The following is a 25969-nucleotide window of genomic DNA, read 5'->3' as shown; positions in this document are numbered from 1 at the left end:
GCCCCGGCCGACCGCAACTGGAGAATCGAATGCAAATCGAAGACGGGACGGTTCCCGGCGCGTCGTCGCGCGGCCGCGTCGTCATGCTCGTCGACAACGATGTCGTGCGCGACTCCCGGGTGCAGAAGGCCGCGAAGTCGATGTCCGAGGCGGGCTGGGAGGTGCACCTGCTCGGCTGCACCGGGGCCAAGAAGCGCCGCTCCTGGAAGATCGGCGAAGCCCGCGTCCGCCTGCTGCCGATCCAGCACGTGCTGATCCGCAACCGGCACGGCGTCCTGCGCGCCACGCTGCGCCGTCCGCTCGCGTACGGGCACCCGAAGGTGGCGGACTACCGGCGGCGGCTCGTGCAGTCCCGGCGGGCCGACCTCGCCGCCGCGCGCCTCGACCGCGGGTCCCGGGGTCCGGCGCGCAAGGCGTGGCTGATGGCGCGGCGGGTCACGGCGAAGGCGCAGTCGCGGTGGGTCGCGCTGCGGGTCCGGCAGACGGAGTCGCTCACCGCGGCCCGCGCCAACCCGCGCGCGCCGATGGAGCGGCTCGCGATCAACTTCTGGCTGAAGGTCCTCGGCGACCGGGCCTGGCGCGTCCTCGACCGCAACCTGTGGGACTGGGACAGCACCTACGGCAAGGTCATCGACAAGCTCGAACCCGACATCATCCACGCCAACGACTTCCGCATGCTCGGCGTCGCGGCGCGCTCGGTCCGGCGGGCCCGCGCGAAGGGCCGGACAGTGAAGCTCGTCTGGGACGCGCACGAGTTCCTGCCGGGCATCCGGCCGTGGGGCGCCGGGCCGCGCTGGCTGCCCGCCATGATCGCGCACGAGCGCGAGTACGCGGGCGACGCCGACGCCGTGGTGACCGTCTCGGCGGCGCTCGGCGACCGGCTGATGGAGGGCCACGGCCTGCGCGAGCGGCCGACCGTCGTGCTCAACGCGCCGATCACCGAGGGCGAGCCCAGCACCTCCGACCCCGTCCCCGACATGCGGGAGATGTGCGGCGTCGGCCCCAACACCCCGATCGCGGTCTACAGCGGCAGCGCCTCCGTGCAGCGCGGCCTGGACATCATGATCGACGCGCTGCCGCGGCTGCCCCGGCTGCACGTCGCCCTGATCGTCTCCTCGGCGCGGTCCGACTACGTCCGCGGCCTGGTCGCCCGCGCCGCCGAACTCGGCGTCGCCGACCGCGTCCACACGCTGCCGTACGTGCCGTTCGACCAGGTCGTCCCGTTCCTGGCGGCGGCCGACATCGGTGTGATCCCGATCCACCACTGGCCCAACCACGAGATCGCGCTGATCACGAAGTTCTTCGAGTACTCGCACGCGCGGCTGCCGATCATCGTGAGCGACGTGCAGGCGATGGGCGACATGGTGAAGTCCACCGGGCAGGGCGAGGTCTTCCACGCCGAGGACCTCGACGACTACGTGCGGGCGGTCGAGGCCGTCCTCGGCGACCCGGGGCGGTACCGGGCGGTGTACGACGACCGGCCCGACCTGCTGCACGAGTGGACGTGGGAGGCGCAGGCCGAGGTGCTGGACGGCGTCTACGCCAGGCTGCTGCCGTCCGCCGCCAAACCGGCCCCGGGCGCGCCCGCGGCCGGGTCCGACGGCCACCTCATCGGCGCCCAGGACTGACGGTGGCGGCGGACAGGAGCGGTGACCGGGACGTGGCCGTCGTCACCCCCTGGTATCCGAACCCGAAGCAGGAGTGGGCCGGCGCCTTCGTCCAGTCGATGGTGGCGGCGACGGCCCCGGGCTGCGGCGACGTCACCGTCTACCACACCGAGGCGTGGCTGATGCGGCAGCCGGCGGAGGAGGTCGAGGCGGCGCGCGAGGCGCACCGCCGCCTCCTGCCGGTCGCGCTGCACCCCGCGCCCGACGTCGCGGGCTCGCGGCTGGTGCGCGTCCCGGTGCCGACGGTGCCCGACTACACCTTCGCCGAACTCGCCGTGCAGCACGCCCGGTGGCTGCGCGAGGCGCTGGGCGGCGAGCCGATCCCGGCGCCCGTCGTCCACGCGCACGTGGGGCTGCGCGGCGGCTGGACGGCGCTGGAGAACGCCCGCCCCGACGCGCGGGTGTTCGTCACCGAGCACGCGTCCTTCCTGGACAAGGTCCTGGAGCAGCCCGACTCGCGGGAGATGTACGAGCGGGTCCTGGAGCGCTGCACCGGCTTCCTCGTGGTCACCGACGTGCTGCGGGACACCCTCGCCGAGGCGTTCCCGGCGCTCGCCCACAAGATCGAGATGATCTCCAACCCGATCTCGTTCGGGGAGCCGCGCGAGCGTCCCGTGACCGAGCTGCGGCGCTGGCTGTACGTCGGCACCCTGGTCGAGCGCAAGGGCGTGGGCTGGCTGCTGGAGGCGTTCGCCGAGTGCCTCGCCGAGGACCCCGCGCTGACGCTGACCGTGGCCGGGCCCGGCGTGCTCGCCCGGCAGCTCCAGGAGCGGGCCGCCGAGCTGGGCGTGGACCACGCGGTGTCGTTCCTCGGCGCGGTCGCCCCCGACGAGGCCGCGCGGCTCATGCGCGAGCACGACCTGCTCGTCCACCCCGCCCGCTGGGAGACCTTCGGCGTGACGATCATCGAGGCGGTGGCGGCCGGGCTGCCGGTGCTCGTCACCCGCTGCGGCGGACCGGAGCGGACCCTGGCCGGCATCGAAGCCGCCGCGGGGGAGATGATCGACGTCGAGGAGAACGCGAGCTCGATCGTCAACGGGTACCGCCGCCTGCGCGACCGCTTCCCGGACGGCCTCGACCTGCCGAAGGCCCGGGAGATCCTGGACGGACGCTTCGGCTACCGCACGGTGGCCGAGGCGCACTACCGGCACTGGTTCCCGGAGGCGGGCGCGGACGACGGGCCCGAGGGCGCCGCCGACCGTGCCGCGGACGACGGGGCCGCCGACGGGGGAGAAGAAGCGTGAACGTGCTGTTCGTGGCGCTCGGCGCCTCCCGCCGGCCCGCGGTCGTCCGGGAGGCGGCCCAGGTCCTCGCGGACGGCGGCAGCGCCGTCGTGCTGGTGCGCAAGGCCTCGACCTGGGCGAAGGACCCGCTCCCGGACGGCGTCGACGCCGTCGAGCTGTCCGCGCTCGAACGGCGCTACCGTCCCGCCGCGGTGCGGATCCCGCTGTACCGGATCCCGGCGCTGCTGCTGCGGGTGTGCTTTCCCGGGCCGCTGCGGGGGCTGGGGAAGCGGATCGACTCCGCTTACCGCAGGCGCGTCGCGCGGCCCGTCGACCGGCGGCTCGCCCGCCTGTACCGGCGCGACGCCGACGCGGTGCGCCGCCGGACGGTCGACCGCGAGCTGCTCCGCGGCCGCTCCATCGACCTCGTCGTCATCGCCGATCCGCAGTCGCTGGTGACCGTGTCCGAGCTCGCGGACACGATCACGGGCGCCGGAGCGACGCTCTCCTACTCCGTCGCCCATGAAAGGCACCCGGCAGGCTACGCCAGAGGATGACTCAATGACCGAACGCCGCCCACGCCTCCTGTACCTCGCCTTCTACTTCCCGCCGTCCCGCGCGAGCGGCGTGTACCGGCCCCGGGCGACCGCCAACCGGCTGACCGAGCTGGGCTGGGACGTCACGGTCTTCGCGGCGCCGCTCCCGTTCCTCTACGACACGATCGGCTCGGTCGACGACAAGCTGACGGAGACCGTCGACCCGCGGATCACGCTGGTGCGCCCCGACCTGAACCGGTTCGTCTGGCAGACGGACCTGCGCGAGTACAGCCGGTTCCGGGGGGCGTTCCCCCAGCTGGCCCAGTCGCTGTACACGTGGGGGCAGAAGCACGTCTTTCCTGAGCACTACGCGTCCTGGGGGCGCGACTCCGTCCGCCGCGCGCTGCGGATGCACGCGCGGCGCAGGTTCGACGTGGTCCTCGCGACGGGGAACCCGTACTCCTCGTTCGCCGCGGCGTGGCTGTTCCACAAGCTGACCCGCACCCCCTACATCATCGACTACCGCGACTCCTGGACCCTCGACCAGTTCAGCGAGGAGCCGATGTTCGAGGACGGGCATCCCGCGTGGCGCTGGGAGCGGCGGGTGTTGCGGTCCGCGGCGAACTCGCTGTACGTCAACGACGCCCAGCGCGCCTGGCACGCCGAGCGCTACCCGCGCGCGGCGGACCGCATGATGACCGTCCTGAACGGGTGGGACGCCGACACGCTCCCGCAGAGCGCCGCGCCGCCCCCGGCGGCCCGCGCGACGACGGGCGGGCACGCGCCCCGCTTCTCCTTCATCGGCACGGTCACCGACAAGCAGCCCATCGAGGAGCTGATCGAGGGGTTCTCCCGCGCCCGCGCGCATTCGGACATGCGGGCCGCCACCCTCAACTTCTACGGCTACTTCGGGTTCTTCCAGGGCACCGACAACAAGCTCCGCAAGCGCTTCGCCGCCGCGGCCGAGGCCGCGGCGGAGGCCGTCAGCGCCCAGGAGGTCGGGGGCGGGGCGGCGGTGGCCGAGCAGGCGGAGGCCGCCGCCGGCGGCGGAGCGGACGGCGAGGAACTGCTCGCTCCCGGCGTCTACCACCGCGGCCCGGTGTCCAAGACGGCGCTCGCCGACGTCTACCAGGACTCCGACGTGCTGGTCTTCCTCAACGGGGGCGGGCGCTACGTCACCTCCGGCAAGATTTTCGAGTACATGGCGGCCGGACGTCCCATCGTGTCGGTCCACACGCCCGGGTCGGCGGCCGAGGAGCTGCTGCGCGGGTACCCGCTGTGGTTCAACCCGGGAGGGCTCGCCCCGGCCGACATCGCCGCGTCGATGGTGGCGGCCGCGAAGGCTGCGGCGGGACTGGACGAGCGGCAGGCGGCCGAGGCCCGCGCCTACGCCGACCGCTTCGAACGGAACGTGACGCTGGAGCCGCTCGTGGGGCGGCTCACCGAGCTGGCCGCCCGCAGGCGCGGCGTGAGCGGGTGACCATGTTGGGAGACGGTGACGTGCACGGCGCGCAGCCCCCGAAGGTGCTGGTCCTGGCCATGGACCCCAGGCTGACCATGGACCCGGCCCCGAGCGTGCCGCCCAAGCGCCAGCACAAGAGGGTCATCGGGCTGGCCGGGCACTTCGCGGAGGAGGGCGCGCGGGTCGACGTGGTGACCGCCGAGCCGGACGGGTGGGCGAACCTGGACGAGCGGGTGCGCCTGCACCGGCTCGACAAGGCGGAGGCCCGGCACCCGCTGCCCTGGCTGGAGCACACGGTCGTGATCCGGATGCCGCGGATCGCCGTCCGGCCGGTGGCGCGGGCGGGCCGTCTCGGCGCGCGCCTGGACCGCGCCCGGAGCCGCGCCTCCCGCGCCGTCCACCGGCGGCTCTTCCTGCCGTTCTACCGGCACGTCCGGCCGCACGTGCTGGCCCGCATCGCGCGGCGGCGCGTCCTGCGGGAGATCGACACGGGCGGCCTCGTCCGCGTCATCGTGATGGACCGGACGTCGGTGCCGCTCGGCCGCAGGCTGGCCCGCCTGCACCCCGACCTCGTCGTGACGACGCGGCAGGTGCGCGACCTCGACGCCAAGGCCTGACCGGCCGGCCGCCCCTCCGGGCTCAGCCCTTCTCGGTCAGGACGGTCGTGTCCGAGCCGTCGCCGGCGGGGGCCTCGACGTAGACCTCACCGGTCCGCGGGCACTCCCACGTGCCGTCGGCACGCTCGGCCAGCCGGGCGCCCGCCCTGCCGACCCAGCCGATCCGGCGGGCGGGCACGCCCGCGACCAGCGCGAAGTCGGGGACGTCGCGGGTGACCACCGCGCCCGCGGCGACCATCGCCCAGCGGCCGACGCGGACCGGGGCGACGCACACGCTGCGCGCGCCGAGCGAGGCGCCCTCGGCGACGTGGACGCCGACCGCCTCCCAGTCGTCGCCGCGCTTCAGCCTGCCGTCCGGGTCCACCGAGCGGGGCTCGCGGTCGTTGGTGAGCACGACGGCGGGGCCGACGAACACGCCGTCCTCCAGCACGGCGGGCTCGTAGACGAGCGCGTGGTTCTGCAGCTTGACGTTGTCGCCGATCCGCACGCCCGCGCCGACGTAGGCGCCGCGGCCCACGATGCAGCCCTCGCCGAGCCGGGCGCCCTCGCGGATCTGGGCGAGGTCCCACACGGTGGTGCCGTCGCCGAGTTCCGCGCCGGGGTCGACCTGGGCGCTCGGCAGGATGCGGTGACTCATGCGGTGCCTTCCATGCGGATGTTCAGCGGGTGGACTCGGATCACTCCGGCTTCGCGCCCCCGCCGGGGAGCAGCCGCCGGGTGCGCTTCGCCAGCGACGCCAGCGGCGCGGTGACGTGCACGGTCGCGGTCCTGCGGTCCATTCTGACGTGCACGCGGCGCGGGGGCGCCAGCGAGGCGGTCACCGGACCGAGGACGCCGCCGTCCTCGGAGGCCAGGCGCACCGCGACGGGGTCGCCGACGCCGTCGACCGCGAAGCGGGCCCGCCAGCGGCCGGGACGCGCGCCCGCGAGGGAGAGGTCGGCGCGCAGGCGGGACGGGTCGTCCGGCGCGGCCTCCAGCGCCGCGCGGACCGTCGTCTCGCCGTCGGCGTGGTGCAGCACCACGCGCATCGCGGGGCCGTCGCCGAGGACGGGCGGCGCGTCGGCCAGCACCCGGACCCGCCTCCCCGGCCCCCAGCCGACCTCCACCTCGGCGAAGTCGGCGGACGTGAGGGCGGCGCCGGCCTCCAGCGCGAGCGGCTCCCCGCGGCGCGCCTGCGCCGGGCGCAGGAGGCGGGCCCCCGCCAGGGCCGCCCGCGGGAGGGGCAGGTCGCGCGGCCTGACCAGCGGCACCGTCCGCACGTGCCCGCTGAGCGCGACCTCGACGTGCAGGGTCCAGAGGCCGTCCGGGAGGGAGGCCGCCTCCGGGCCGACGGCGGCGGTGAAGGACGCTTCGACGCCTTCGTCCGCGGACGCGGCAACGGTCTCGCACTCCACGGGGCGGCGGTCGCCGTCGGCGTTCTCCAGCAGCAGCCGGACGACCGGGGTCCCCTCGTCGACGTCGCGGACGACCACGGTGCCGCCGACCAGCAGGGCGTCGTCCCCCCAGGCCAGCCGTGTCAGGGCGGGCAGGACCACCAGGGGCGCGGACGTCGCGAAGCATTCGTCGGGGATGCGGACGGCGGCGTCGCGGAAGAACGGGTACTTCAGGTAGGCGCGCCCGTCCTCCAGATGGAGGCGGGGCCGCGTCCCGCCGCGGCGGAACCGCAGGACCTCCACCAGCTCGTCGTCGAGGCCGTGCAGGACGCAGTGCCCGATCACCCGGTGGAGGGGGTGGGCCAGCTCCCGCTGCGCGGGGGTGTACCACTCCTCCAGCAGCTCGCGGCAGCCCGCGAGGGTGACCTTCTGGTCGTCGGGCGAGGAGTCCAGGTACAGGCGGTCGAGACGGCCGAAGACCTCCAGCCGCAGGTAACGCCGGTTCAGCCGCTCCCGCGTCTCGCCCGGCTCGGTGTGCTCGGCGACCTGCCGCATCGCCTGGCCGATGACCGTGTACAGGTCGGCGGGCGGGGCGCCGGCGCCCTGCGTCGCGCTGGAGCCGTCCTCGCGGGCGGCCCAGTAGTAGCAGTCGTAGTCGGCGAGGACGGAGACGCCGTCGGCGTTCAGGTAGGCGCCCGCGGTGAAGAGCTGGTCTTCGTGGGCCACCAGGCCCTCGGTGAAGCGGAGGCCCGCGCGCTCGACCAGCGACCGCCGGAAGAGCTGGAGGGCGGCCATCGACATCCGCCCGAACAGGTCGCAGTCGGGGTCGAGCACGTGGGTGCGCTCGATGGAGCGGTCGAACACCTTGGGCGACTTGCGGCCGCCCGTCCCGACCTGCTTGCCGAGGACGATGTCGGTGCCGTTGCGCTCGGCCATCGCCGTCATGCGCTCCAGCGCCTCCGGGCCCAGCCGGTCGTCGGCGTCCAGGAAGAACACGAACGTCCCGGTCGCCAGCTCCAGGCCGCGGTTGCGCGGCGCGCCCGCGCCGCCGGAGTTCGGCTGGTGGACGACCGTCAGCCGGTCGTGGGCGCGGGCGAGCTCGTCCAGCAGCTCGCCGCCGCCGTCGGTCGAGCCGTCGTCGACGGCGATGACCTCGACCTGCTCGGCGGGCAGGGACTGGGCGAAGACCGACTCCAGTGCCCCGCCCACCGTGTCCCGGCACTGGTACACCGGGACGATCACGCTGACCAGGGGGTGCGTCATGGCCCCTCTACACTCGGGGAAGCGACTGTGAGGGCCACTTTAGGCGTGCTCGGGGGCCGCCGAGACCGCTCGGCCGGAAATGGTGTACATCGTCGACCGGGGGCCGGCCTGCGCGAGCGCGTCGACGGCGGCGGCGAACCGCGTCATGGCGTCCGGGTGCTCGGGGCCCAGGAGGTAGTCGCGGAGCGTGCGCCGCTCCGCGGCCAGCGGGTCCTGGCCGGGCGTCGCCGCGACGGCGAGGATGTCGGCCAGCTCGGCGCAGCCCGGGTTCAGCAGGTAGGCGGCCGACGCGGACGGGAACTCGGTCCTGAAGAGGTTCTCGTCCATCCCGTCGGGGTTGGTGACGACGTAGGGCTTCAGGCTCGGGATGTAGTCGGAGATCACGCTGGAGATGTCGGTGATCAGCATGTCCGAGCGGTTGAAGCACTCGTAGAGGGAGGCGTCCGCGCCGGTCACCACCTGGTGGCCGCCCGCGCCGCCCCGGTTCGCCTGCTCGATCATCTTGATGAGCCGGGCGTGCACGGCGGCGGCCTCCGCCAGCCGCCGGCCGGTGTAGGGGTGCGGCCGGTAGATGACGCGCAGCCGCGGCCCCTGCTCCAGCAGCGTCCGGACGATCCGCTCGCCCATGCCGAGCAGGGAGCTGTAGCCGTGCTCGTTGTCCCAGCCCTCCCAGGTGGGCGCGTACAGGACGGTGGGGACGGGCCCGCCGGACGGCTCGGTGGTGATCTCACCGAGCTGCGGGCGGCCCACCTCGACGATGGCCTCGTCGCGGACCCCGGCGTCGGAGTTGTGGTACCGGTCGCGGCCCGCCGGGCCGGCCACCCACACCTCGTCGAAGACCTTGCTGACCGGGTTGGAGCTCGGGCCCTTGTCGCTGTCGCCGTGCCCGACGAACACGTGCTTGATGTGCTCCTCGCGGAGCAGGTGGAGGTTCTTGCCGGTGTTGCCCGGGTAGAGCGCGACCTTCACGGTGCCGAGGTCGAAGTTCATCATGTCCTCGGCCCGCGTGATGCACACGACGGGGAGCGGGGTGGGCGCGAGCGCGCCGACGACCTCGGGGGAGCGCACGAGGACCATCGCCTTGCGGTCCAGCCGCTCCAGCGCCTGGAGCCACATGTTGGCCTGGTAGACGGTCGTGGGCGGCCCGGTGAAGTACAGGACGACCTCGGGCTTGTACCGGTCGACGCGGCGCTGCACGTCGCGGCCCGTCCGCTCGGCGTTGAGGAGGCCGCGCATCCGGCGCAGCCGCGGCAGCTGCGCGGCGGCGACGGCGACGGCGACGGCCGCGGTGCCGAGGAGCCCGGCGGCCACCAGGGCCGGGAGGCCGACCAGGAGCCCGACGGTTCCGAACAGCAGCGGCAGGAGGTCGGCCTGGCCCTCCAGGAGGAGGGTGAGCCGGGCATGCCGGGGCGCGATGGGGGCGGGCAGCGCCGGCTCGCCCTGGCCGAGGCCGCGGGTCGCGAAGGGCAGCCGGTTGACGCGGCGCGAGGCGACCGCGCCGGCGAGGGTCGCGGCCCGGAGCCAGTCGACCAGCAGGAGGCCGACGGCCGCCAGGACGACGGTCGGCCGGCCGGCGTCGCCCGACTGGACCAGCAGCAGCACCAGGGCCCCCTGCCGGACCAGCACCCGCGCGCCCGGGCTCATCTGGCCCCAGCGCAGCGGCCTGGCCGCGTCCGGCAGCGTCCGGCCGACGGCGTACTCGGCCGCGTAGCAGAGCACGGCGGCGCCGAGGAACGCCCAGGGCGACCCGGCCGTGGCCGCCCCGATCAGCAGGCCGAGTGTGAGGGGCAGCCACAGCACAGACGAGTACCGCGTGAGAGCCGAGTACCGGGAGACGAGACGCCGCACGGCACACCTCCGTCTTGTCAGCGCCCGAGGGGTGGCGCAGTGGGGGGAGAGGGGAAGGGGGGACCGCGCCCGCCGGGCCGAGCGGGCGCGTGCGGGGGAGCGGCGGTCAGCCGGAGCGGCCGCCGCTGAGGGGGTCTTCACGGCGCACGTCGATGACCTGCCCGGTGAGGCCGGAGAGCAGGACGTTGAGGGAGGTGCGGGCCACCTGGTCGGCGCTCAGCAGCGTGTGCGGGGGCTCCTGGCCGAACGCCGCGGTCCGCATGGGGGTGCTGGTCCGCTCGGGGTTGATGCAGTTGATCCGCACCTTGTCGCCGGACCACTCGTCCGCCAGCGCCTGGGTGAGGTTCACCGTGGCGGCCTTGGCGGAGGAGTACAGGCTGTAGTCGGCCCGCCCGCGGGTGTAGGAGCTGGAGGTGTAGAGCAGCAGCTGCCCGCCGGTCTTGGCCAGGTAGGGGAACGACGCCCGCGCGATGTGGATCGGCGCGAGGTAGTTGACGCGCAGCGCCTCCTCGATCGCGTCGGGGTCGATCGCGTCGAGCCGGCCGATCCGCAGGATGCCCGCCGTGTTGACGACGAAGTCGACGCGGCCGGTCGCCGAGTAGGCCTGCGCGAGCGCGCCGGCGACGTCGTCGGGACGCTCGACGTACGTGCGGGTGGCGCCGCGGCTGTAGCCGAAGACGCGGGCGCCGAACCGCTGGGCCAGTTCCGCGATGGCGGCGCCGATGCCCTGGCTGGCGCCGAACACGACCATCGTCTTGCCGCCGAGCGCCTCGGCGTACTCGGCCTCGGTGAGGTCGGGGGCGTCGGAGGAGGCGAGCTGGAACAGCTTGTCCGCGACGAACATGTCGACCGGCTCGGTGACCTTCATGTTGTGCTCGTCGCCGGGGACGACGTAGATCGGGGTGCCGGGCAGGTAGCGCAGCACCACGGTGCAGTCGTCGGTCGCCTCGAAGTCCTCGTCCCGCCACGCCTTCTCGTAGGCGTCGCGGATGGTGGCGAGGCGGAAGCCCTGCGGGGTCTGCCCGCGGCGCAGGTTCGCCCGGCGCGGGACGTCCACGATGACGTCCTCGTCGACCTGGATGATCGTGTCGGCGGACGGGATGGCGACGTCCACCGCCCGGTGCTCGCGCAGCGCGGCCACGCAGTCGCGGATGATGCGCTGCGACAGCAGCGGGCGCACCGCGTCGTGGAACAGCACGCTGGTCGTCTCGGCCGGGTGGTCGGCGAGGGCGTCCAGGGCGAGTTGCGTGGTGGCGTTCCGGGACGTGCCGCCCGGAAGCACGGCCTTGACCTTGGTGCAGCCGGCCTTCCGCACGCAGTCCGCGGCGTCCTGGAGGAAGCCGGGGTTCATCAGGACGATGATCTCGTCGACGTCGGGGGCCTCCTCGAACACGCCCAGCGTGTGTTCGAGGATCGTCTTCCCGGCGATCTTGAGGAGCTGCTTGGGAGTGCTGAGACCCATCCGCTGTCCGCTGCCACCCGCCAGGATGACGGCGACGACGCGATGCTCACCCTGCGGCGCCATGACCAATGCGACCGTCCTTCTCCTTCATGGCAGCCGGAACGGCGGCCGAAAACCGAACGTGATGCAGTCACCCGTGGGACCTGGGGGTGCGGGCGGCGCGGCTTTCGCAGGGCTGGTGATCCGCACAGGGGGGAACTGCCGCCTTACTGTACCCGGTCTGTGGAACTTTGAGGCGAATTCATCGACCTTCCAGCTTCCTGTAACCCTTGCGTGACGGGGCCTGCGGCGTCCCTGACCATGATCGTCGCGGCCTGGGGCGCCCGCGCGCGAGATCGGTCTCACTTGCCGAAGAGGGGCCTCATGTCGGGTTCGACGGCCCAGCGGGTCACCCGGCGCACCGGGGAGGTGCTCAGCACCGTGACGATGACGAAGCCGGCGAGAAGGGCCGACAGCACGCCGGGGATCGTGTCGAACCAGGCGAGCTCGTGCCAGCCCTCGAACGTGAACAGCCGCATCACGAAGCCGTGCAGCAGGTAGCCGTAGATGGTGGCGGAGCCGAGGTCGCTGTACCAGGTGCGGCGGGACGGGGTGACCGCCAGGAAGGCCAGGATCAGCACCGTCCCGGTGAGCATCAGCCCGGCGCGCATCACGGTGCCGGTGAGCTCGTCCACGCCGAGGTCGCCGTTGGAGGTGTCCCAGTTCAGCCAGCGCGCGTTCATGCGGTCCTGGGTGAGGTACGCGCCCGCGAGCGCGGCGGCCAGGAGCGCGGCGCCCGTGATCCGCGCCCACGGCCGCCGGACGATCTGGATCACCTCGGGCGACAGCGTCAGCCCGAGGACGTAGAACGGCGCCAGCCCGAGGATCCGGTACAGGTCGAGCGTGTTCCCGATGTCGGCCATGTAGGTGAGGAGGGCGACGAGCACGGCCGTGGCGAGCGGGAACCTGAGCCGCCGCCACACCGGGGTGAGCAGCCGCCAGACGAACAGCGCCAGCAGGAACCAGGTCAGGTAGTAGGGGTCCAGCGCGTCGAACTGGAACGGCCGCCCGTCGACGCCCCAGGCGAACAGGCTGTAGGCGCACTGGAAGATCAGGTACGGCGCGATGGTCGAGCCGACCAGCCGCACGGCCTTGTCGTCGGTGAGGGTGAACCGCTTGGACAGGTATCCGCTGATCATGAGGAACAGCGGCATGTGGAACAGGTAGATGAAGTTCCAGAGCGCCGCGGCCAGCGGGACGTCCCGCAGGCCCGACAGCGCGTGCCCGCCCGCGACGAGCAGGATCGCCAGGTACTTGGCGTTGTCCAGGTGCGGGTCGCGTCCTCGGGGAGCCGGACCGCCCGCTGACCGCGGCTTGTCCTGCGGGCGCTCGGCGGGGGACGCGGCCGCCGGCGCGGAGCCGGGGACCGCCGCCTCGGCGGAGTCTGGAACCGCCACGACGGACGCCTCGGGTGTCTGTGTCATGAAAGATCTCTGATCCTGGGAGGGGCTCGTGGAGCATACCTAACGAATCACGACAGAACCCTCGGAGTCACCGCGCGCGGCCGGGGCGTCACGGACGGGCGCCGCGGGACCGGGCCCGCGGATTTCGCCGGGCGCTCCGCGCGCAAGATCCGCTGAGGCGGGTAGACCGGCGGTTACGCCGTGCGGCGGCCCTCACCGGACGCCGCGGGCGGGGCGGGGGCCCGGGAACGGGCCCGGCGGGCGCGGGGACGAGGAGGGGCATGGGATACGGGAGGTCCACCCGGCAGGGGGTGGTGATCATCGCCGGCGGCGCCGTGCTGCTGGCCGGTGTCGCGCTGCTCGTGCTGCCCGGCCCCGGGCTGCTGCTGGTGCTCGCGGGCCTGCTCATCCTCTCCCGGGAGTTCCCCGCGGTGAACCGCTACGTCGAGCCCGTCCGGGAGCGGGCGATCCAGGCCGCCGAGGAGAGCGTGACGTCCTGGTGGCGCCTGACGGGCTCCATCCTCACCGGCCTCGCGCTGTTCGGCGCGGGTGTGGCCTGGGGGCTCGTGGACGAGTTGCCGCTGAGCGGATGGAGCACGGGCTCGGGGCTCATCCTGTCCGGCTTCATCCTCTTCGGGCTGCTGTTCTGGAGCTGGCGGCGGGTCAGGGCGCGCCGCACGGAGAGCTTCCCCGAGTGACGTGCCGGGCGGGCGGCCCGCCGCGGCCGGGCCCGGCCACGGCGAATGTTCCGCCGGGTTGATCCGCCGGCCGTGCGCGCCCGTGCAAAGGGCATGGGCATCCTTCTTCGTGTACTCGTGGCCGCCGGACTCGCGGCCGACGCCGTCGTGCACTGGCGCTTCGCGCCCGACATGGCCCCCGGGCCGAACACCCCGAGCGACGTCATCCCGGGAGACGACCTGTTCTACGGCCAGGCGATCGCGGCGGCCGTCGCGGCCCTGCTCGTGCTCGCCTGGGCCCGCAGGTGGACGTACGCGATTGCGTTCGTCGTCGCGGCGAGCGCGGCCGGCGCCGTGCTGCTGTACTACTTCGTCGACTTCGGGCAGATCGGCCCGATCCCGCGGATGTACGACCCGCAGTGGTACGCCGACAAGACGATCAGCTTCGCCGGTGAGGCCGTCGCCGCGCTCGCGGCGCTGGCCGGGTTCCTCACCGCGGGCAGGAGGGAGCACGCGGACGCGTCCTCGGCCGCCGTGCGGTGACGCGGCTGTCGCTCGCCGTACCTGGTGAGACGCGTCACGAGCCGCGGAGGCGCACCGGACCCGGGTCAAGGGAACGTGTCCGGTACGCCCCGGTTCGCCAAGGCCCTTGACCCGCGAATTGAACGCTCGTTCAATATCGGTATGGGGCGCATCGCGGGCGTCACGCGCGCGGAGACGCGGGAGCGGCTGCTCAGCGCCGCCGCCGACGAGTTCGCGCGGCGGGGCTACGACGGGACGCGCGTCGCCGACATCGCGCGCGCCGCCGGCGTCAGCAACGGCGCCCTGTACGCGCACTTCGACTCGAAGGCCGAGCTGCTGGTGGCCGCGCTGCGCGCGCACGGGCGGCGGCTGCTGGCCGACCTGTTCGACGCGGAGCCCGACCGCCCGGTCGTCGAGCTGCTGCTCGCCATCGGGCGGTGGCTTCCGAAGCGCCGCGACGCCCGCGCCCACCTCGTCGTGGAGGCCCTCGTCGCGGCCCGCCGGGACGGGGAGGTCGCCGGCCCCCTGCGCGACTACGTCGGCGAGCGCGCCGACTGGCTCGCCGGCCTCATGCGCATCGCCCAGGCGGGGGAGGAGATGGACCCGGCGCTGTCGCCGAACGCGCTCGCCCACCTCTGCCTGGTGATCGGGATGGGGAGCGCGCTCATCCCGCCGGACATGCACGCCGTCGGTGACGAGGAGTGGGCCTCGCTGCTCGCGCGGATCGTGGGCGCGCTCGCGCCTCCCGTCCCCGCCACCGTCCCACACGGGAGGAACACGATGAAGGTGCGGATCGACCCGGAGCGCTGCCAGGGCCACGGCCGGTGCTACGACCTGGCCCCCGGCCTGTTCGGCGAGGACGACGAGGGCTACGGCACGGTCCTCGGCGACGGCGCCGTCCCCGAGGGCGGGGAGCACGAGGCCCGCCTGGCGGTCGCGAACTGCCCCGAGCGGGCGATCGACGTCCTCGGGGAGGAGTGAGATGACCGCGGACGACCGCTTCGACAGGGACTTCAGGGAGCAGCGGGAGGGCCGCCCGCTCGGCACCCGCAACGAGGTCGTCACGGGCCCGGTCTCCGACTGGGCGACCGACTTCTCCCACCTGGAACCGGAGTGGGCCGCCGACCCGTACCCGATCCAGGACGACCTGCGGCGGCGCTGCCCGGTCGCGCGGACCGAGCGGTTCGGCGGCGGCTGGCTGCCGACCCGCTACGAGGACGTCGCGGCGATCGCCTACGACACCGAGCGCTTCACCTCCCGCTCGGTCGTCATGAGCAACTTCCGGCCGCCGCGCGAGGCGGCGCCGATCGGCGTCACGCCGCCGATCTCCTCCGACCCGCCGTTCCACCACGACGCGCGCCGGCTGCTGCTCCCCGCGTTCACGAGGTCCGCGGTGGCGCGGCTGGAGCCCGCGACCAGGGCGTACTGCCACGAGCTCATCGACTCCTTCGCGGGCCGCGACGTCGTGGACGCCGCCCACGAGTACGCCCAGCACATCCCGATCCGGGTCATCGCCGACATGCTCGGCTTCCCGCCCGAGGACGGGCCCCGGTTCCGGGAGTTCGTCGAGAACACCCTCGAAGGGGTCAACCTCCCTCCGGACGAGCGCATCGCGCGCATGGACAAGCTGTTCGACTACCTGCTGGAGCAGATCCGCGACCACGTCGCGAACCCCCGGGACGACCTCACCACCTACCTCGTCGAGGCCGAGCTGTACGGGCGCAGGCTCGAACCGTCCCACGTCTCGGGGACGATGGCGCTGCTGCTCATCGCGGGGATCGACACCACCTGGAGCGCGATCGGCGCCTCGCTGTGGCACCTGGCGAGGACGCCCGCGGACCGCGAGCGCCTCGCCGCCGACCCGTCGCTCGTGCCGACCGCGATGGAGGAGTTCCTGCGCGCCTTCGCGCCCGTGACGATGGCGAGGCTGGTGCGGGAGGACATGACCTGGCGCGGCGTCGAGATGAAGGCCGACGACTGGATCCTGCTGTCGTTCCCCGCCGCCAACCGGGACCCGGCCCAGTTCGACCGGGCGGACGAGATCGTCATCGACCGCGAGGTCAACCGGCACGCCGCCTTCGGCCTCGGCATCCACCGCTGCGTCGGCTCGCACCTGGCCCGGATGGAGCTGCGCACGGCCCTCGAAGTCTGGCTGGAGCGCGTCCCGTCCTTCACCCTGGCCGACCCGGCGGCGGTCACCTGGGCCGCCGGCCAGGTCCGCGGCCCCCGCACCCTCCCCGTCCGCATCACCTGAGGCGTTCGGCCAGCCGGGGGAGCAGGCGGAGCGCGTTCGCCCGGTCGACGGCGCGGTGGGCCCGGTCGTCCAGCACCGGGTCGCGGTCGAGGTCACGGGTGTTCAGCGCGACCTCGCGGGCCGAGTTCGCGGGCCAGTCGGTGCCGAACAGGACGCGGTCGGCGCCGACGGCCGCGATCAGGGACGGCGTGGCGTAGGGGGAGACCGGCAGGGCCGTGTCGTAGTGGAAGCGGCGGAGCGCCGGGCGCATCCGCGCCGGGAGCGGGCCGCCGTCCTCCCGGGCCGAGCGCTCGGCCCGTCCCGCCATGTACGGCAGGAACCCGCCGCCGTGGGACAGGATGACCGACACCCGCGGGTACCGGTCGAGGGTACCGGCGGCGATCAGGCTGAGCGCGGTGCGGGTGGTGTCGAGCAGGTAGTCGGCGAGCCAGTCCCCGACGCCCGGAGCCCCGGCCAGGCCCCTGGGCGCGACGGGGTGGGCGAACACGACCGCGCGGCGCCGGTCGAGCTCGGCCCACAGCGGGTCGAACATCGGGTCGCCGAGGTAGTGCCCGGCGGCCGAGGTGTTGAGGAGGACCCCGTCCGCGCCGAGGTCGTCGAGGGCGTGGGCGATCTGCCGCACGGCCAGGTCGGGGTGGAGCATCGCCGCGTTGGCGAAGAAGCCGAACCTGGTGGGGTGCTCGCGCACCAGCTCGGCCAGCGACTCGTTGCACACCTGGACGCCCGAGACGGCGAGCCTCCGGTCCGTGAACGCCTCGGCGGGCACCGGCGCGGACGCCACCCCGGCGGCGATGCCGTTGGCGTTCATCGTCCGCAGGGTGCTCGGCAGCGTCCAGCGGGCCCAGGACGGTCCGCCGGTCGGCGGGAGGAGGCCCTGCTCGATCGCCCATTCCCGCATCCTGCGCGGGACGGCGTGGTGGTGGGTGTCGATCCTGCCGCGCGACCGGCCGGGGACGGCGGCGGCCGCCTCACCTGCCGGAACGGCGGCCGCGGCCATCGCCAGGCCGGTCACCTGCAGGGCGCGGCGGCGGGTCGTCTCGGGCATGCGGGTCTCCTTCGCTCGTTCGACGGGCCGCCCACCCAAACTCTCTCTCATAAGAAAGTCTCATCTGAGACTATATCAGAAGGCTCTAAACTGGAGCGATGCTCGACGACCTGCTCGAACGCATCCTGTCCGAGGACGGCGACCCGGCCGTCCGGCACGTGGGCCTCGGCATGCTGCTGGCCACCGCGCACAACCGGAGCCGGGCGAGCATGAACGACGAGCTGCGCCCCCTCGGCGTCGACGTGCGGGCGTTCTGCATGCTGCTCGCCCTGGAGATGTACGGGCCGTCCAGCCAGCGGCGCCTCATCGACCTCACCGGCATCGACAAGTCCACGATGGTGCGCGTCGTCGACGAGCTGGAGGCGGGCGGCCTGGTCCGGCGCGAGCGCGCCCCGCAGGACCGCCGGGCGCACTCCATCAGCCTGACCCCGGACGGGACGCGCACGCTGGAGCGCGGGCGGCGCGCCGCCGCCGACGTCGGCGAGCGGCTCTTCGGCCGGGTCGGCGGAGACCAGCGGGACCGCCTCGTGGAGCTGCTCCGCCGGATCGCCGAGGACGCGGGCTGAGCGAACCGCCCGGGGCGGCGCCGCGGAGGCGTGTGTCGTAAGCGGAGGCCGTGGCGCTGAGTAAGAGAGAGGTCACGCGGTAGAGAAGTCCCTAGCGCCGTACAGGAGAGAGTGAACATGATCCTTTTGCTGGGCCGGCCGGCATGAGCGGTGCGGACGAGGTCGTCGTCCACGAGACGCTGCCGTCCCGCGTCCTGATCGGGCCGGGCGCGAGCGATCTCGTCGCGGACGAGGTCGCGCGGATCGGGGCCGGAAGGGTGCTGCTGGTCGCGGCGCCGTCCGCCGCCGGGCCCGCCGACCGGATCGCCGGGGCGCTCGGGGCCGGGCTCGCCGCGCGCTTCGACCGTCCGGCCCCGCACACCCCGGTCGCCGTGACGGCGCGCGCCCTGGAGGCGGCCGCGGGCGCGGACTGCGTGGTCGCGGTCGGCGGCGGCTCCGCGATCGGCCTGGCCAAGGCGGTGTCGGCGCGGACGGGGATGCCTCAGGTCGCGGTGCCGACCACGTACGCGGGCTCGGAGATGACGCCCGTGCTGGGGGAGACCGAGGACGGTGTGAAGACCACGCGCCGCGCTCCGACGCTGGCGCCCGGGACGGTCGTCTACGACCCCCGCCTCACCCTGGGCATGCCGTCCGGGCTGACCCGGACCAGCGCGATGAACGCGCTCGCCCATGCCGTCGAGGCCCTGTGGGCGCCCGACGCCACGATGGTCACGGACGCGCTGGCGACCGAGGCCGTCGCCGGCATCCTGGGCGCGCTGCCCGACGTGCTGGACGACCCGGCGGGGCCGGAGGGGCGCGCGCGTCTCCAGTCGGCCGCGTGGCTGGCCGGGATCTGCCTGGCGCGCACCCGGATGGGGCTGCACCACCAGCTCGCGCACGTCCTCGGCGGCGCGTTCGGCCTCCCGCACGCCGAACTGCACACGATGCTGCTGGCGCACGTCATGGCGTTCAACCTGCCGTCGGCGCCCGCCGCCTCGGCCCGGCTGGCGCGGGTGGCCGGGCCGGACCCGGTCGCGGTCGTCGCCGCGCTGGCCCGGGAGCACCGGGGCCCGACCCGCCTGTCCGCCCTGGGCGTCCCCCGCGAACGGCTCCCCGAGATGGCCCGGCGCGTGGCCGCCGACCCCTATCCCAACCCGCGCGCGCCGGACGCCGAAGCGGTCGCGGAACTGCTCGACGCGATGTGGTGAGCGGCCGGTGGCGAATGTTTCTCGCGATATTCGAATAGGGGTCGCCGTTCTCCCGCGGTCAATGAACCAGTCAATGGGATCCTCTATTCTCGGTGTATGTCCACTCCCGGTCCGGAGCCCGAATCGAAATCGGTTCGGGTGCTGATTGTCAGTGACAATCCGGTCTCCCGGATCGGATTCGCGTCGCTGCTGGAAGCGGTGCCGCACGTGGTCGTCGCCGGGGGCGCCCCCGTGGACCGCGCCCCCGCCGCCGTCCGCGACCACGCGCCCCACGTGGTGCTGCTGGACGCCTCGCCGCCGCACCCGGGCACCGTCGGACGGCTGGCCCGGGCCGGGCCCGGCGTCCGGATCGTCGTGGCGACCGCGTCGCAGGACCCGCACGTCCTCGTGCGGGTCCTCGCCGCGGGGGCGCACGGCTGCCTCACCTACGGCCACTTCGAGCCGGCGGAGCTCGCGGACGTGCTGGTCGCGGCCGGGCGCGGGCAGTCGTCGCTGTCCCCGCCGGTGGTGACCGCGCTCGTGCGCTGGCTGCACGACGGGACGCGCCGCCCGCAGGTCCGGCCGGATCCGGGGCTGACGGCCCGCGAGGCCGAGATCCTGGACCTGATCGCCGCCGGGCTGACCAACCGGCAGATCGCCCGCCGCCTGGTCATCGCGGAGAAGACCGTGAAGAACCACGCGCACCAGATCTACAAACGCCTCGGCGCGGCCGGCCGCGAGCACGCCATCGCCCGCTGGCGGGAATTGCGCCCGGCGTCCGCCGGCGGCGGGACGGACGTTCCCTAAAACCGTTCAAGGGCGGCGACAAACCGATCGCCGCAGGTCCTGCGGAGTCCTAGGACCGGTCCCGGTCGAAGACGGGACCGGCCCCCGCCTTTACTTGCCTGTTGCGGTCCCGCATGCTCTGGGCGTCCGGTTCGAAAGAACTCAATCGCCTTTCTATTCGGGATGTGAACGGTGTTGAAATTCAGTCGTCGCCGTCGCGTGCTCCGGGAGGCCCGGTGAGCCTCCCGCTCCGCCCCGCTCTCAGCGTCCTCGCCGGGGCGCTGGCAGCGGCCGCCCTGACCCTCTGCCCGCAGCCCGCGGCCTCCGCCGCCGGGCCCCGCGTCGACCTGCGGGTGCTCGTCGTCACCGACGGAAGCGGCTCGGTGTCGGCCGTCGCGGACCGGTTGACGACCGAGGGCGTCCCCCACACGACCGTCGACCTGCGCGACTCCGGCCGGCCGGTGATCGACGAGGCGTTCCTGTCCGACACCGTCGACGGGGCGCCGCGCGCCAAGTACCAGGCCGTCGTGCTGCCCAACGCGGCGCCGTTCTCCAACGCCGCCGAGATGACGGTGCTCGCCGACTACGAGAAGCGGTTCGGGATCCGCCAGCTCGACTCCTACGTCTACCCGTCCGCCACGGTCGGGATGAACGCCCCCGGCTACGCGGGCACCCTGGACGGGACCACGGCCGAGGTCACCGGCGCCGGGCGCGGCGACGCGTTCCGGTACCTGCGCGGGCCCGTCCGGTTCGACGACAACGCCGCCGACGTCGGCGAGAGCTACGGCTTCCTGGCGACGCCCCTGCCGGACGATCCCGCGACCGGGGCGTCCTTCCAGACGTTCCTCACCGGAACCGTCCAGGGCAGGACGGGCGCGCTCGGCGGCGTCTACACCCACGACGGGCGCAGCGAGCTGGTGCTGACCTTCAGCGCCAACAGCGACCAGTGGCAGTCCCGGACGATCGGCCACGGCATCGTCACCTGGCTGACCAAGGGCGTCCACCTCGGCTACAGCCGCAACTACTTCGGCGTCCACGTCGACGATGTGTTCCTGCCCGACGCGCGGTGGAGCACCGAGGACGACTGCACTCCGCACGAGGACTGCGAGGGCCCGACGTTCACCGAAGAGATCCGCATGAAGCCGGAGGACGTCGCGTTCGCCGACCAGTGGCAGACGCGGCGCGGGTTCGCGCTCGACCTGGCGTTCAACGGCGACGGCAGCGACGACGAGATACGCGAGAAGGGAGGCGACCCGCTCGCCGACGCCTTCGTCGCCGCCCGCGGCAGGTTCCGCTGGCTGAACCACACCTTCGGCCACACCTACCTCGGCTGCCGGCAGGACCTGCGGTTCCGGCCGTGGACGTGCCTGAAGGACCCGGAGACCGGCGAGACCCTCTACGTCGGCGCCGACGACATCGAGCAGGAGGTCACCAGGAACATCGACTGGGCGACCGCCCGCGGCATCGCGCTCGACACCCGCGAACTGGTCACCGGCGAGCACTCGGGCCTGCGCATCCTGCCGCAGCAGCCCGACGACAACCCGAACCTCGGGCCCGCGCTGGCCGCGGCCGGCGTCGAGTGGACGGCGGGCGACGCCTCCCGCGACAGCGGGCAGCGGGAGCTCGGGGGCGTGCGGACCGTCCCGCGCCATCCGCTCAGCGTCTTCTTCAACGTCGCGACGGAGGCCGAGGAGGTCGACGAGTACAACTACCTCTACACGCGCCGGGCCGACGGCGGCAGCGGCCTGTGCGAGGACCACCCCGACACGGCGACGTGCATCGCGCCGCTCGACCCCGCCACCGGGTTCACGTCCCACATCGTCCCGACCGACGCGCGGATCACGCTGTCGCACGTCCTCGGCAACGACCCGCGCCCGCACTACGCGCACCAGTCGAACCTCACCGAGGGCCGCATCCTGTACACGCTGCTCGACCGGGTCCTCGCCGACTACCGCGCGGTGTTCGCCGACGACACCCCGGTGACGAACGTCCCGATGGCGGCGGCGGGCGCGGAACTGCGCCGGCAGGACGCGTGGCGCGCCGCGCTCAGGGGCGGCGGCGTCACCGCCTACCTCCAGGACGGCAAGGTCACGATCAAGGCGCCGGGCGGTCTCGACGTGCCGGTCACCATGCCGGAGGGCACCCGGGAGGGCGGCGAGCCGTTCGGCCGGGCCTACGCGGGCGAGCGCTCGGACCACCGGGCCGGGGACGTCACCCTCACCCCGCCCGGAGCCTGACCTTGGAGATCACCCTGGTGACGGAGGGAACGTATCCGCACAACTACGGTGGCGTGAGCGTCTGGTGCGACCAGCTCGTCCGGGGCATGCCGGAGCACTCGTTCCATGTCCGGGCGCTCACGACCACCGGGTCGGAGCCGGTGGTCTGGGACCTTCCCGGCCATGTGACCGCCGAGTCCGTCCCGATGTGGGGGCCGTCCGGAGGGCGGCCCCCGTCCCGCGGCGAGGCCCGCCGGTTCGAGCGGCTCCTGCGCCCCTTCCTGGACGCGGTCCTCGCGCCCTCCCGGGACGCGGAGGTCTTCCCCCACCTCCTGCGCGGGCTGTTCGAGTTCGGGCGGACGAGCGACCTCGGTGCGGCGATGCGCACCGAGGGGCCCGTCCGCTGGCTCATGGACGCCTGGACGGCCCGCGCCGACGAGTTCGACCGGATCGGCGTCCGGCCCACCGTCCACGACGCGCTCACGGCGATCGACCTGCTGGAGCACCTGCTGCGCCCGCTGACCGTCCCGCCGCCGCGCGCCGACGTCACGCACGCGGTGTCCAACGGCGTCCCCGTGCTGCCCGCCCTCGCCGCCAAATGGACCCACGGAACCCCGCTGTGCCTCACCGAACACGGCATCTACCTGCGGGAACGCTATATCGGGATGCGGCGGTCGCCGTTCGCGTGGCCGGTCAAGGCGGTGGTGCTCGGCTTCATGCGCCTGCTGTGCGCCGCGGGTTACCGCTCGGCCGACCTGCTCACCCCCGCCAACCTCTACAACCAGCGGTGGGAGGTGAGGTGCGGCGCCGACCCCGGGAACATGGAGACGGTCTACAACGGCGTGGACCCGGCGAGCTTCCCGGCCGCCGGCGCCGAACCCGCCGGCCCCGTCCTCAGCTGGGCGGGGCGCGTCGACCCGATCAAGGACCTGGAGACGCTGATCCGGGCGTTCGCGCTGGTGCGGGAGGAGCTGCCGGAGGCGCGGCTGCGGATGTTCGGCGGCACCCCGTCCGGCGGGGAGCGGTACCGGGCCCGCTGCGAGGAGCTCGTCGCCGACCTCGGCATCGCCGGGCGGGCCACGTTCGAGGGGCGGGTCGACGACATCCGCGACGCCTACGCGGCGGGCACGGTGGTCGTCCTGTCGAGCATCTCCGAGGGCTTCCCCTACACGCTGATCGAGGCGATGACCTGCGGCCGCGCGACCGTGGCGACCGACGTCGGCGGGGTGCGGGAGGCGGTCGCCGACACCGGGCTGGTCGTCCCGCCGCGCGCGCCGCGCCAGATGGCGGACGCGTGCCTGCGGCTGCTCGGGGACGAGATGGCGCGGCGGCGGCTCGGCCGGGCCGCGCGGGAGCGGGCGCTGGAGCTGTTCACCGTGGACCGCGCGATCGACGCGTTCCGGGACATCTACGCGGGGCTGCGCGCTCCCGGCGGCGCGAACCGCCCGGCGGCCGAGGCGAGGCTCGCGTGAGCGCCTCGGTGGAGGGCCTGCGCGAGCGCATGGCCGACCTCTGCGCGGGCGCCGTCGACGCGCTGGAGGTCACGGCCGGGTTGGAGGCGGAGGGCGTCAACGACGAGGCGGCCAAGGCCTACGGCCATCCGGACGTGTTCGCGCTCGCCGAGGATCTGTACGCCCGGACGCCGCGCCGCCCGCCGCCGCCGGAGAACGCCGAGGCGCCGTGGAGGCCCGAGCCGCTGCGCCACCTGCTGCGCGGCGTGCTGTTCGGCCTCCCCGGGCTCTGCTACGTCTCCGCTTCCCAGGTGCTGGACGGGACGGGCGCGGGCCTCCTCCTGGTGTTCTCGCTGCTGCTGTCCTGGGCGTTCAGCCAGGGGACGGCCTACCTCGGATACGTCCGGCTGGGGCTCGCGGGCCGGGCGGCGGCGTCCGGCGTCCTGCGCTACGGGCTTGCCGGCGGGACGCTGGTCGTCGTCCCGGCCACGGTCGGCGCGGGCGTCCTGACGGGAGCGGGCACGATGGCCACGGCGCTGTCCGCCGGGCTGTCGGCCTACCTGCTGTCCGCCACGGCCGTGCAGGTCAGCGGCACCGAGGCGTGGCTCCTCCTGGCGCTGCTCCCCGGCGTCGCCGCGGCGGCGCTCCACCTCGCCGGGCACGGGCCGCCCCCCGCGGTCTGGGGCGCGTGGGCGGTGTCGCTCGCGGCCACGGCGGTGCTCGCGCTCCTCTGCACGCGCGGCGCCGGACGTGCAAAGGTGACGCGCGCGGACCTCAGGGCGGCGCTGCCGTTCGCCCTCTTCGGCGTGCTGACCGGCGGGCTGCTGACGTACACGCTGCTGTGCGCTCTGGCGGGCCGTCCCGTCCCGTCGGGGACCACGACGGTGGCGGTGCTGTCGCTCTCGCTGTCGATGGGCTGCGCCGAATGGGTCCTGTACGCCTACCGCCGGCGCGTCCACGACCTCCTGCGGTCGCACACCGGGATGGCCGGGTTCACGCGCGCCGCCCGCACCGTCCTGGCCCGGGCGCTCGTCCAGTACCTGGCGGCGCTGCTGGCGATCACCGCCGCCGCCGCGGTCATCGCCCGCCTGCCCGCCACGGCCGTCACGGCGCGGACGCTCGGCGGGTTCGCCGCGCTCGGCTGCGCGTTCTTCACGGCCCTCGTCCTGCAGGCCTGCGGCCGCATCGGCGCCGCCCTCGCCGGATACGCGTGCGCCCTGGCCGCCGAGGCCGCGGCGGCCACGGCCCTGCCGGACGCCGCCCCCGCCACGGTCCAGCTCGCCGCCGCGTGCGGGCTGCTCGTCCTCCTCACGATCCACGCGGGCCGCGTCCTGGCCCGTGCGACCTCCCATCGATGAAGGGCAGACAACGATGCAGAACACGGTCGCCGTGACGGGAGCCGACGGGTTCATCGGCTCCCACCTGGTCGAAGCGCTCGTGGAACGCGGGCATCGCGTCCGGGCCATGGTGCAGTACAACTCGTTCGCGTCCTGGGGATGGCTCGACGACGTCGCGCCCGACGTGATGGAGCAGGTGGACGTGGTGCCGGGCGACGTCCGGGACCCGGCGTCGGTGCGCGGCCTGGTCCGGGACGCGGAGGCCGTCTACCACCTGGCCGCGCTGATCGCGATCCCGTACTCCTACCGGGCGCCCCGCTCGTACGTCGACGCCAACGTCACCGGGACCCTGAACGTCCTGGAGGCCGTGCGGGACGAGGAGACGCCGCGGCTCGTCCACACCTCCACCAGCGAGACGTACGGGACGGCACGGCGCGTCCCCATCGACGAGTCGCACCCCCTCCAGGCGCAGTCCCCGTACGCGGCCACGAAGATCGCGGCGGACAAGCTGGTGGAGAGCTACCACGCCTCGTTCGGCCTGCCCGCGGTGACGCTGCGCCCGTTCAACACCTTCGGGCCCCGCCAGTCGGCGCGCGCGTTCATCCCCACCGTCGTCGGCCAGATCGCCGCCGGGACCGGCGCGGTCGAGGTCGGGGCGCTCGAACCCACCCGCGACTTCACGTTCGTCCGCGACACCGCCGAGGCGTTCGTCGCGCTCGGCACGGCGCCCGCCGGGGACGTCGTCGGCGGCACGTTCAACTCCGGCACCGGCGTGGAGATCTCGATGGGGCGGCTCGCCCGGACCATCGCCGGCCTGATGGGCGCCGACCCCGAGTTCCGGTGCGCCGCCGACCGCGAGCGCCCCGCGGCGTCGGAGGTCATGCGCCTCGTCTGCGACAGCGGACGGCTGCGCCGCGTCACCGGCTGGCGGCACCGGCACACCCTCGAAGAGGGCCTCAAGCAGACCGTCGAGTGGTTCCTCGACCCCGCCAACCTGGCGCGCTACCGGACGTCCACCTACACCATCTAGTACCTACACCCTCTAGTGAGGCACCA

Annotated in this window: 22 protein-coding genes; 16 read left to right on the top strand and 6 right to left on the bottom strand. The window is 74.0% G+C overall.

Annotation, left to right across the window (positions count from 1 at the left end; genetic code table 11):
* Window positions 1-29: 29 nt before the first annotated feature.
* Genes AB0C87_RS38510 through AB0C87_RS38490 form a run of 5 tightly spaced genes read left to right on the top strand, consistent with a single transcriptional unit; the run spans window position 30 to window position 5505 of the window.
* Window positions 30-1628 (top strand): glycosyltransferase family 4 protein, encoded by a 1599-nt coding sequence (locus tag AB0C87_RS38510; protein ID WP_360581671.1) that lies wholly within the window; start codon window positions 30-32, stop codon window positions 1626-1628.
* 2 nt (window positions 1629-1630) lie between these two features.
* Window positions 1631-2911, top strand: a complete 1281-nt coding sequence (locus AB0C87_RS38505; protein ID WP_353831078.1) for a glycosyltransferase — start codon at window positions 1631-1633, stop codon at window positions 2909-2911.
* A complete protein-coding gene (locus AB0C87_RS38500) occupies window positions 2908-3447 on the top strand; it encodes a hypothetical protein (RefSeq protein WP_345182892.1) in 540 nt (179 codons plus the stop codon). The genes AB0C87_RS38505 and AB0C87_RS38500 overlap by 4 nt, the downstream gene beginning before the upstream one ends.
* Before the next feature lie 4 nt (window positions 3448-3451).
* The gene (locus AB0C87_RS38495; RefSeq protein WP_345182893.1) at window positions 3452-4906 is read left to right on the top strand and encodes a glycosyltransferase; all 1455 of its coding nucleotides are present in this window, start codon (window positions 3452-3454) and stop codon (window positions 4904-4906) included.
* The gene (locus AB0C87_RS38490; RefSeq protein WP_345182894.1) at window positions 4903-5505 is read left to right on the top strand and encodes a hypothetical protein; all 603 of its coding nucleotides are present in this window, start codon (window positions 4903-4905) and stop codon (window positions 5503-5505) included. The genes AB0C87_RS38495 and AB0C87_RS38490 overlap by 4 nt, the downstream gene beginning before the upstream one ends.
* A 22-nt stretch (window positions 5506-5527) precedes the next feature.
* Here the strand turns inward: AB0C87_RS38490 and AB0C87_RS38485 are convergent, their stop codons facing one another.
* The 5 genes from AB0C87_RS38485 to AB0C87_RS38465 all read right to left on the bottom strand — a co-directional run bounded on the left by AB0C87_RS38485 (window position 5528) and on the right by AB0C87_RS38465 (window position 12914).
* On the bottom strand, window positions 5528-6142 hold the full coding sequence (locus AB0C87_RS38485; RefSeq protein WP_345182895.1) for a DapH/DapD/GlmU-related protein: 615 nt from the start codon (window positions 6140-6142) through the stop codon (window positions 5528-5530).
* Between the two features lie 40 nt (window positions 6143-6182).
* Entirely contained in the window at window positions 6183-8141 is a 1959-nt protein-coding gene (locus AB0C87_RS38480; RefSeq protein WP_360581670.1) for a glycosyltransferase, read from the bottom strand.
* Window positions 8142-8180: 39 nt separating this feature from the next.
* Window positions 8181-9989 carry a CDP-glycerol glycerophosphotransferase family protein gene (locus AB0C87_RS38475; RefSeq protein WP_345182898.1) on the bottom strand — a complete coding sequence of 603 codons (1809 nt, stop codon included), beginning with the start codon at window positions 9987-9989 and terminating at the stop codon, window positions 8181-8183.
* 106 nt (window positions 9990-10095) lie between these two features.
* Window positions 10096-11514: a bifunctional cytidylyltransferase/SDR family oxidoreductase gene (locus AB0C87_RS38470; RefSeq protein ID WP_345182899.1), complete on the bottom strand. Its 1419-nt coding sequence runs from the start codon at window positions 11512-11514 to the stop codon at window positions 10096-10098.
* 278 nt (window positions 11515-11792) lie between these two features.
* Window positions 11793-12914, bottom strand: a complete 1122-nt coding sequence (locus AB0C87_RS38465; protein WP_360581669.1) for an acyltransferase family protein — start codon at window positions 12912-12914, stop codon at window positions 11793-11795.
* 260 nt (window positions 12915-13174) lie between these two features.
* Between AB0C87_RS38465 and AB0C87_RS38460 the strand changes: the two genes are divergently transcribed.
* The 4 genes from AB0C87_RS38460 to AB0C87_RS38445 all read left to right on the top strand — a co-directional run bounded on the left by AB0C87_RS38460 (window position 13175) and on the right by AB0C87_RS38445 (window position 16346).
* Entirely contained in the window at window positions 13175-13591 is a 417-nt protein-coding gene (locus AB0C87_RS38460) for a PGPGW domain-containing protein (protein WP_360581668.1), read from the top strand.
* 117 nt (window positions 13592-13708) lie between these two features.
* Complete coding sequence (locus AB0C87_RS38455; protein ID WP_360581667.1) at window positions 13709-14113, top strand: hypothetical protein; 405 nt, start codon at window positions 13709-13711, stop codon at window positions 14111-14113.
* A 141-nt stretch (window positions 14114-14254) separates the two neighbouring features.
* Window positions 14255-15073 (top strand): TetR family transcriptional regulator, encoded by an 819-nt coding sequence (locus tag AB0C87_RS38450; RefSeq protein WP_360581666.1) that lies wholly within the window; start codon window positions 14255-14257, stop codon window positions 15071-15073.
* 1 nt (window position 15074) lies between these two features.
* The gene (locus AB0C87_RS38445; RefSeq protein WP_360581665.1) at window positions 15075-16346 is read left to right on the top strand and encodes a cytochrome P450; all 1272 of its coding nucleotides are present in this window, start codon (window positions 15075-15077) and stop codon (window positions 16344-16346) included.
* Here AB0C87_RS38445 and AB0C87_RS38440 read toward each other — a convergent pair.
* A complete protein-coding gene (locus AB0C87_RS38440) occupies window positions 16339-17391 on the bottom strand; it encodes an amidohydrolase family protein (protein WP_360581664.1) in 1053 nt (350 codons plus the stop codon). The genes AB0C87_RS38445 and AB0C87_RS38440 overlap by 8 nt on opposite strands.
* A gap of 98 nt (window positions 17392-17489) precedes the next feature.
* Here AB0C87_RS38440 and AB0C87_RS38435 point away from each other — a divergent pair, with 98 nt between their 5' ends.
* The 7 genes from AB0C87_RS38435 to AB0C87_RS38405 all read left to right on the top strand — a co-directional run bounded on the left by AB0C87_RS38435 (window position 17490) and on the right by AB0C87_RS38405 (window position 25943).
* On the top strand, window positions 17490-17957 hold the full coding sequence (locus AB0C87_RS38435) for a MarR family winged helix-turn-helix transcriptional regulator (protein WP_345182906.1): 468 nt from the start codon (window positions 17490-17492) through the stop codon (window positions 17955-17957).
* A 143-nt stretch (window positions 17958-18100) separates the two neighbouring features.
* The gene (locus tag AB0C87_RS38430; protein WP_360581663.1) at window positions 18101-19144 is read left to right on the top strand and encodes a maleylacetate reductase; all 1044 of its coding nucleotides are present in this window, start codon (window positions 18101-18103) and stop codon (window positions 19142-19144) included.
* A 138-nt stretch (window positions 19145-19282) separates the two neighbouring features.
* The gene (locus AB0C87_RS38425; protein WP_360581662.1) at window positions 19283-19930 is read left to right on the top strand and encodes a response regulator transcription factor; all 648 of its coding nucleotides are present in this window, start codon (window positions 19283-19285) and stop codon (window positions 19928-19930) included.
* 215 nt (window positions 19931-20145) lie between these two features.
* Window positions 20146-22146, top strand: coding sequence for a hypothetical protein (locus AB0C87_RS38420; protein ID WP_360581661.1), 2001 nt, complete (start codon window positions 20146-20148; stop codon window positions 22144-22146).
* 2 nt (window positions 22147-22148) lie between these two features.
* Entirely contained in the window at window positions 22149-23597 is a 1449-nt protein-coding gene (pelF, locus tag AB0C87_RS38415; protein ID WP_360581660.1) for a GT4 family glycosyltransferase PelF, read from the top strand.
* Window positions 23594-24934, top strand: coding sequence for a hypothetical protein (locus tag AB0C87_RS38410; protein ID WP_360581659.1), 1341 nt, complete (start codon window positions 23594-23596; stop codon window positions 24932-24934). The genes pelF and AB0C87_RS38410 overlap by 4 nt, the downstream gene beginning before the upstream one ends.
* A gap of 13 nt (window positions 24935-24947) precedes the next feature.
* Complete coding sequence (locus tag AB0C87_RS38405; RefSeq protein ID WP_353831089.1) at window positions 24948-25943, top strand: SDR family NAD(P)-dependent oxidoreductase; 996 nt, start codon at window positions 24948-24950, stop codon at window positions 25941-25943.
* Window positions 25944-25969 lie beyond the last annotated feature (26 nt).

The organism is Actinomadura sp. NPDC048021 (genome assembly GCF_040653135.1).
GTDB lineage: Bacteria > Actinomycetota > Actinomycetes > Streptosporangiales > Streptosporangiaceae > Spirillospora > Spirillospora verrucosospora.
Note: the sequence above shows the minus strand (reverse complement) of the source record. Positions and strands in the feature narration are given on the sequence as shown.

Bases quoted from the DNA above. Each gene is read 5' to 3' on its own strand.
- AB0C87_RS38510 (WP_360581671.1), top strand. From the start codon at position 30: ATGCAAATCGAAGACGGGACGGTTCCCGGCGCGTCGTCGCGCGGCCGC.
- AB0C87_RS38495 (WP_345182893.1), top strand. From the start codon at position 3,452: ATGACCGAACGCCGCCCACGCCTCCTGTACCTCGCCTTCTACTTCCCG.
- AB0C87_RS38485 (WP_345182895.1), bottom strand. From the start codon at position 6,142: ATGAGTCACCGCATCCTGCCGAGCGCCCAGGTCGACCCCGGCGCGGAA.
- AB0C87_RS38480 (WP_360581670.1), bottom strand. From the start codon at position 8,141: ATGACGCACCCCCTGGTCAGCGTGATCGTCCCGGTGTACCAGTGCCGG.
- AB0C87_RS38470 (WP_345182899.1), bottom strand. From the start codon at position 11,514: ATGGCGCCGCAGGGTGAGCATCGCGTCGTCGCCGTCATCCTGGCGGGT.
- AB0C87_RS38465 (WP_360581669.1), bottom strand. From the start codon at position 12,914: ATGACACAGACACCCGAGGCGTCCGTCGTGGCGGTTCCAGACTCCGCC.
- AB0C87_RS38460 (WP_360581668.1), top strand. From the start codon at position 13,175: ATGGGATACGGGAGGTCCACCCGGCAGGGGGTGGTGATCATCGCCGGC.
- AB0C87_RS38450 (WP_360581666.1), top strand. From the start codon at position 14,255: ATGGGGCGCATCGCGGGCGTCACGCGCGCGGAGACGCGGGAGCGGCTG.
- AB0C87_RS38445 (WP_360581665.1), top strand. From the start codon at position 15,075: ATGACCGCGGACGACCGCTTCGACAGGGACTTCAGGGAGCAGCGGGAG.
- AB0C87_RS38440 (WP_360581664.1), bottom strand. From the start codon at position 17,391: ATGCCCGAGACGACCCGCCGCCGCGCCCTGCAGGTGACCGGCCTGGCG.
- AB0C87_RS38435 (WP_345182906.1), top strand. From the start codon at position 17,490: ATGCTCGACGACCTGCTCGAACGCATCCTGTCCGAGGACGGCGACCCG.
- AB0C87_RS38430 (WP_360581663.1), top strand. From the start codon at position 18,101: ATGAGCGGTGCGGACGAGGTCGTCGTCCACGAGACGCTGCCGTCCCGC.
- AB0C87_RS38405 (WP_353831089.1), top strand. From the start codon at position 24,948: ATGCAGAACACGGTCGCCGTGACGGGAGCCGACGGGTTCATCGGCTCC.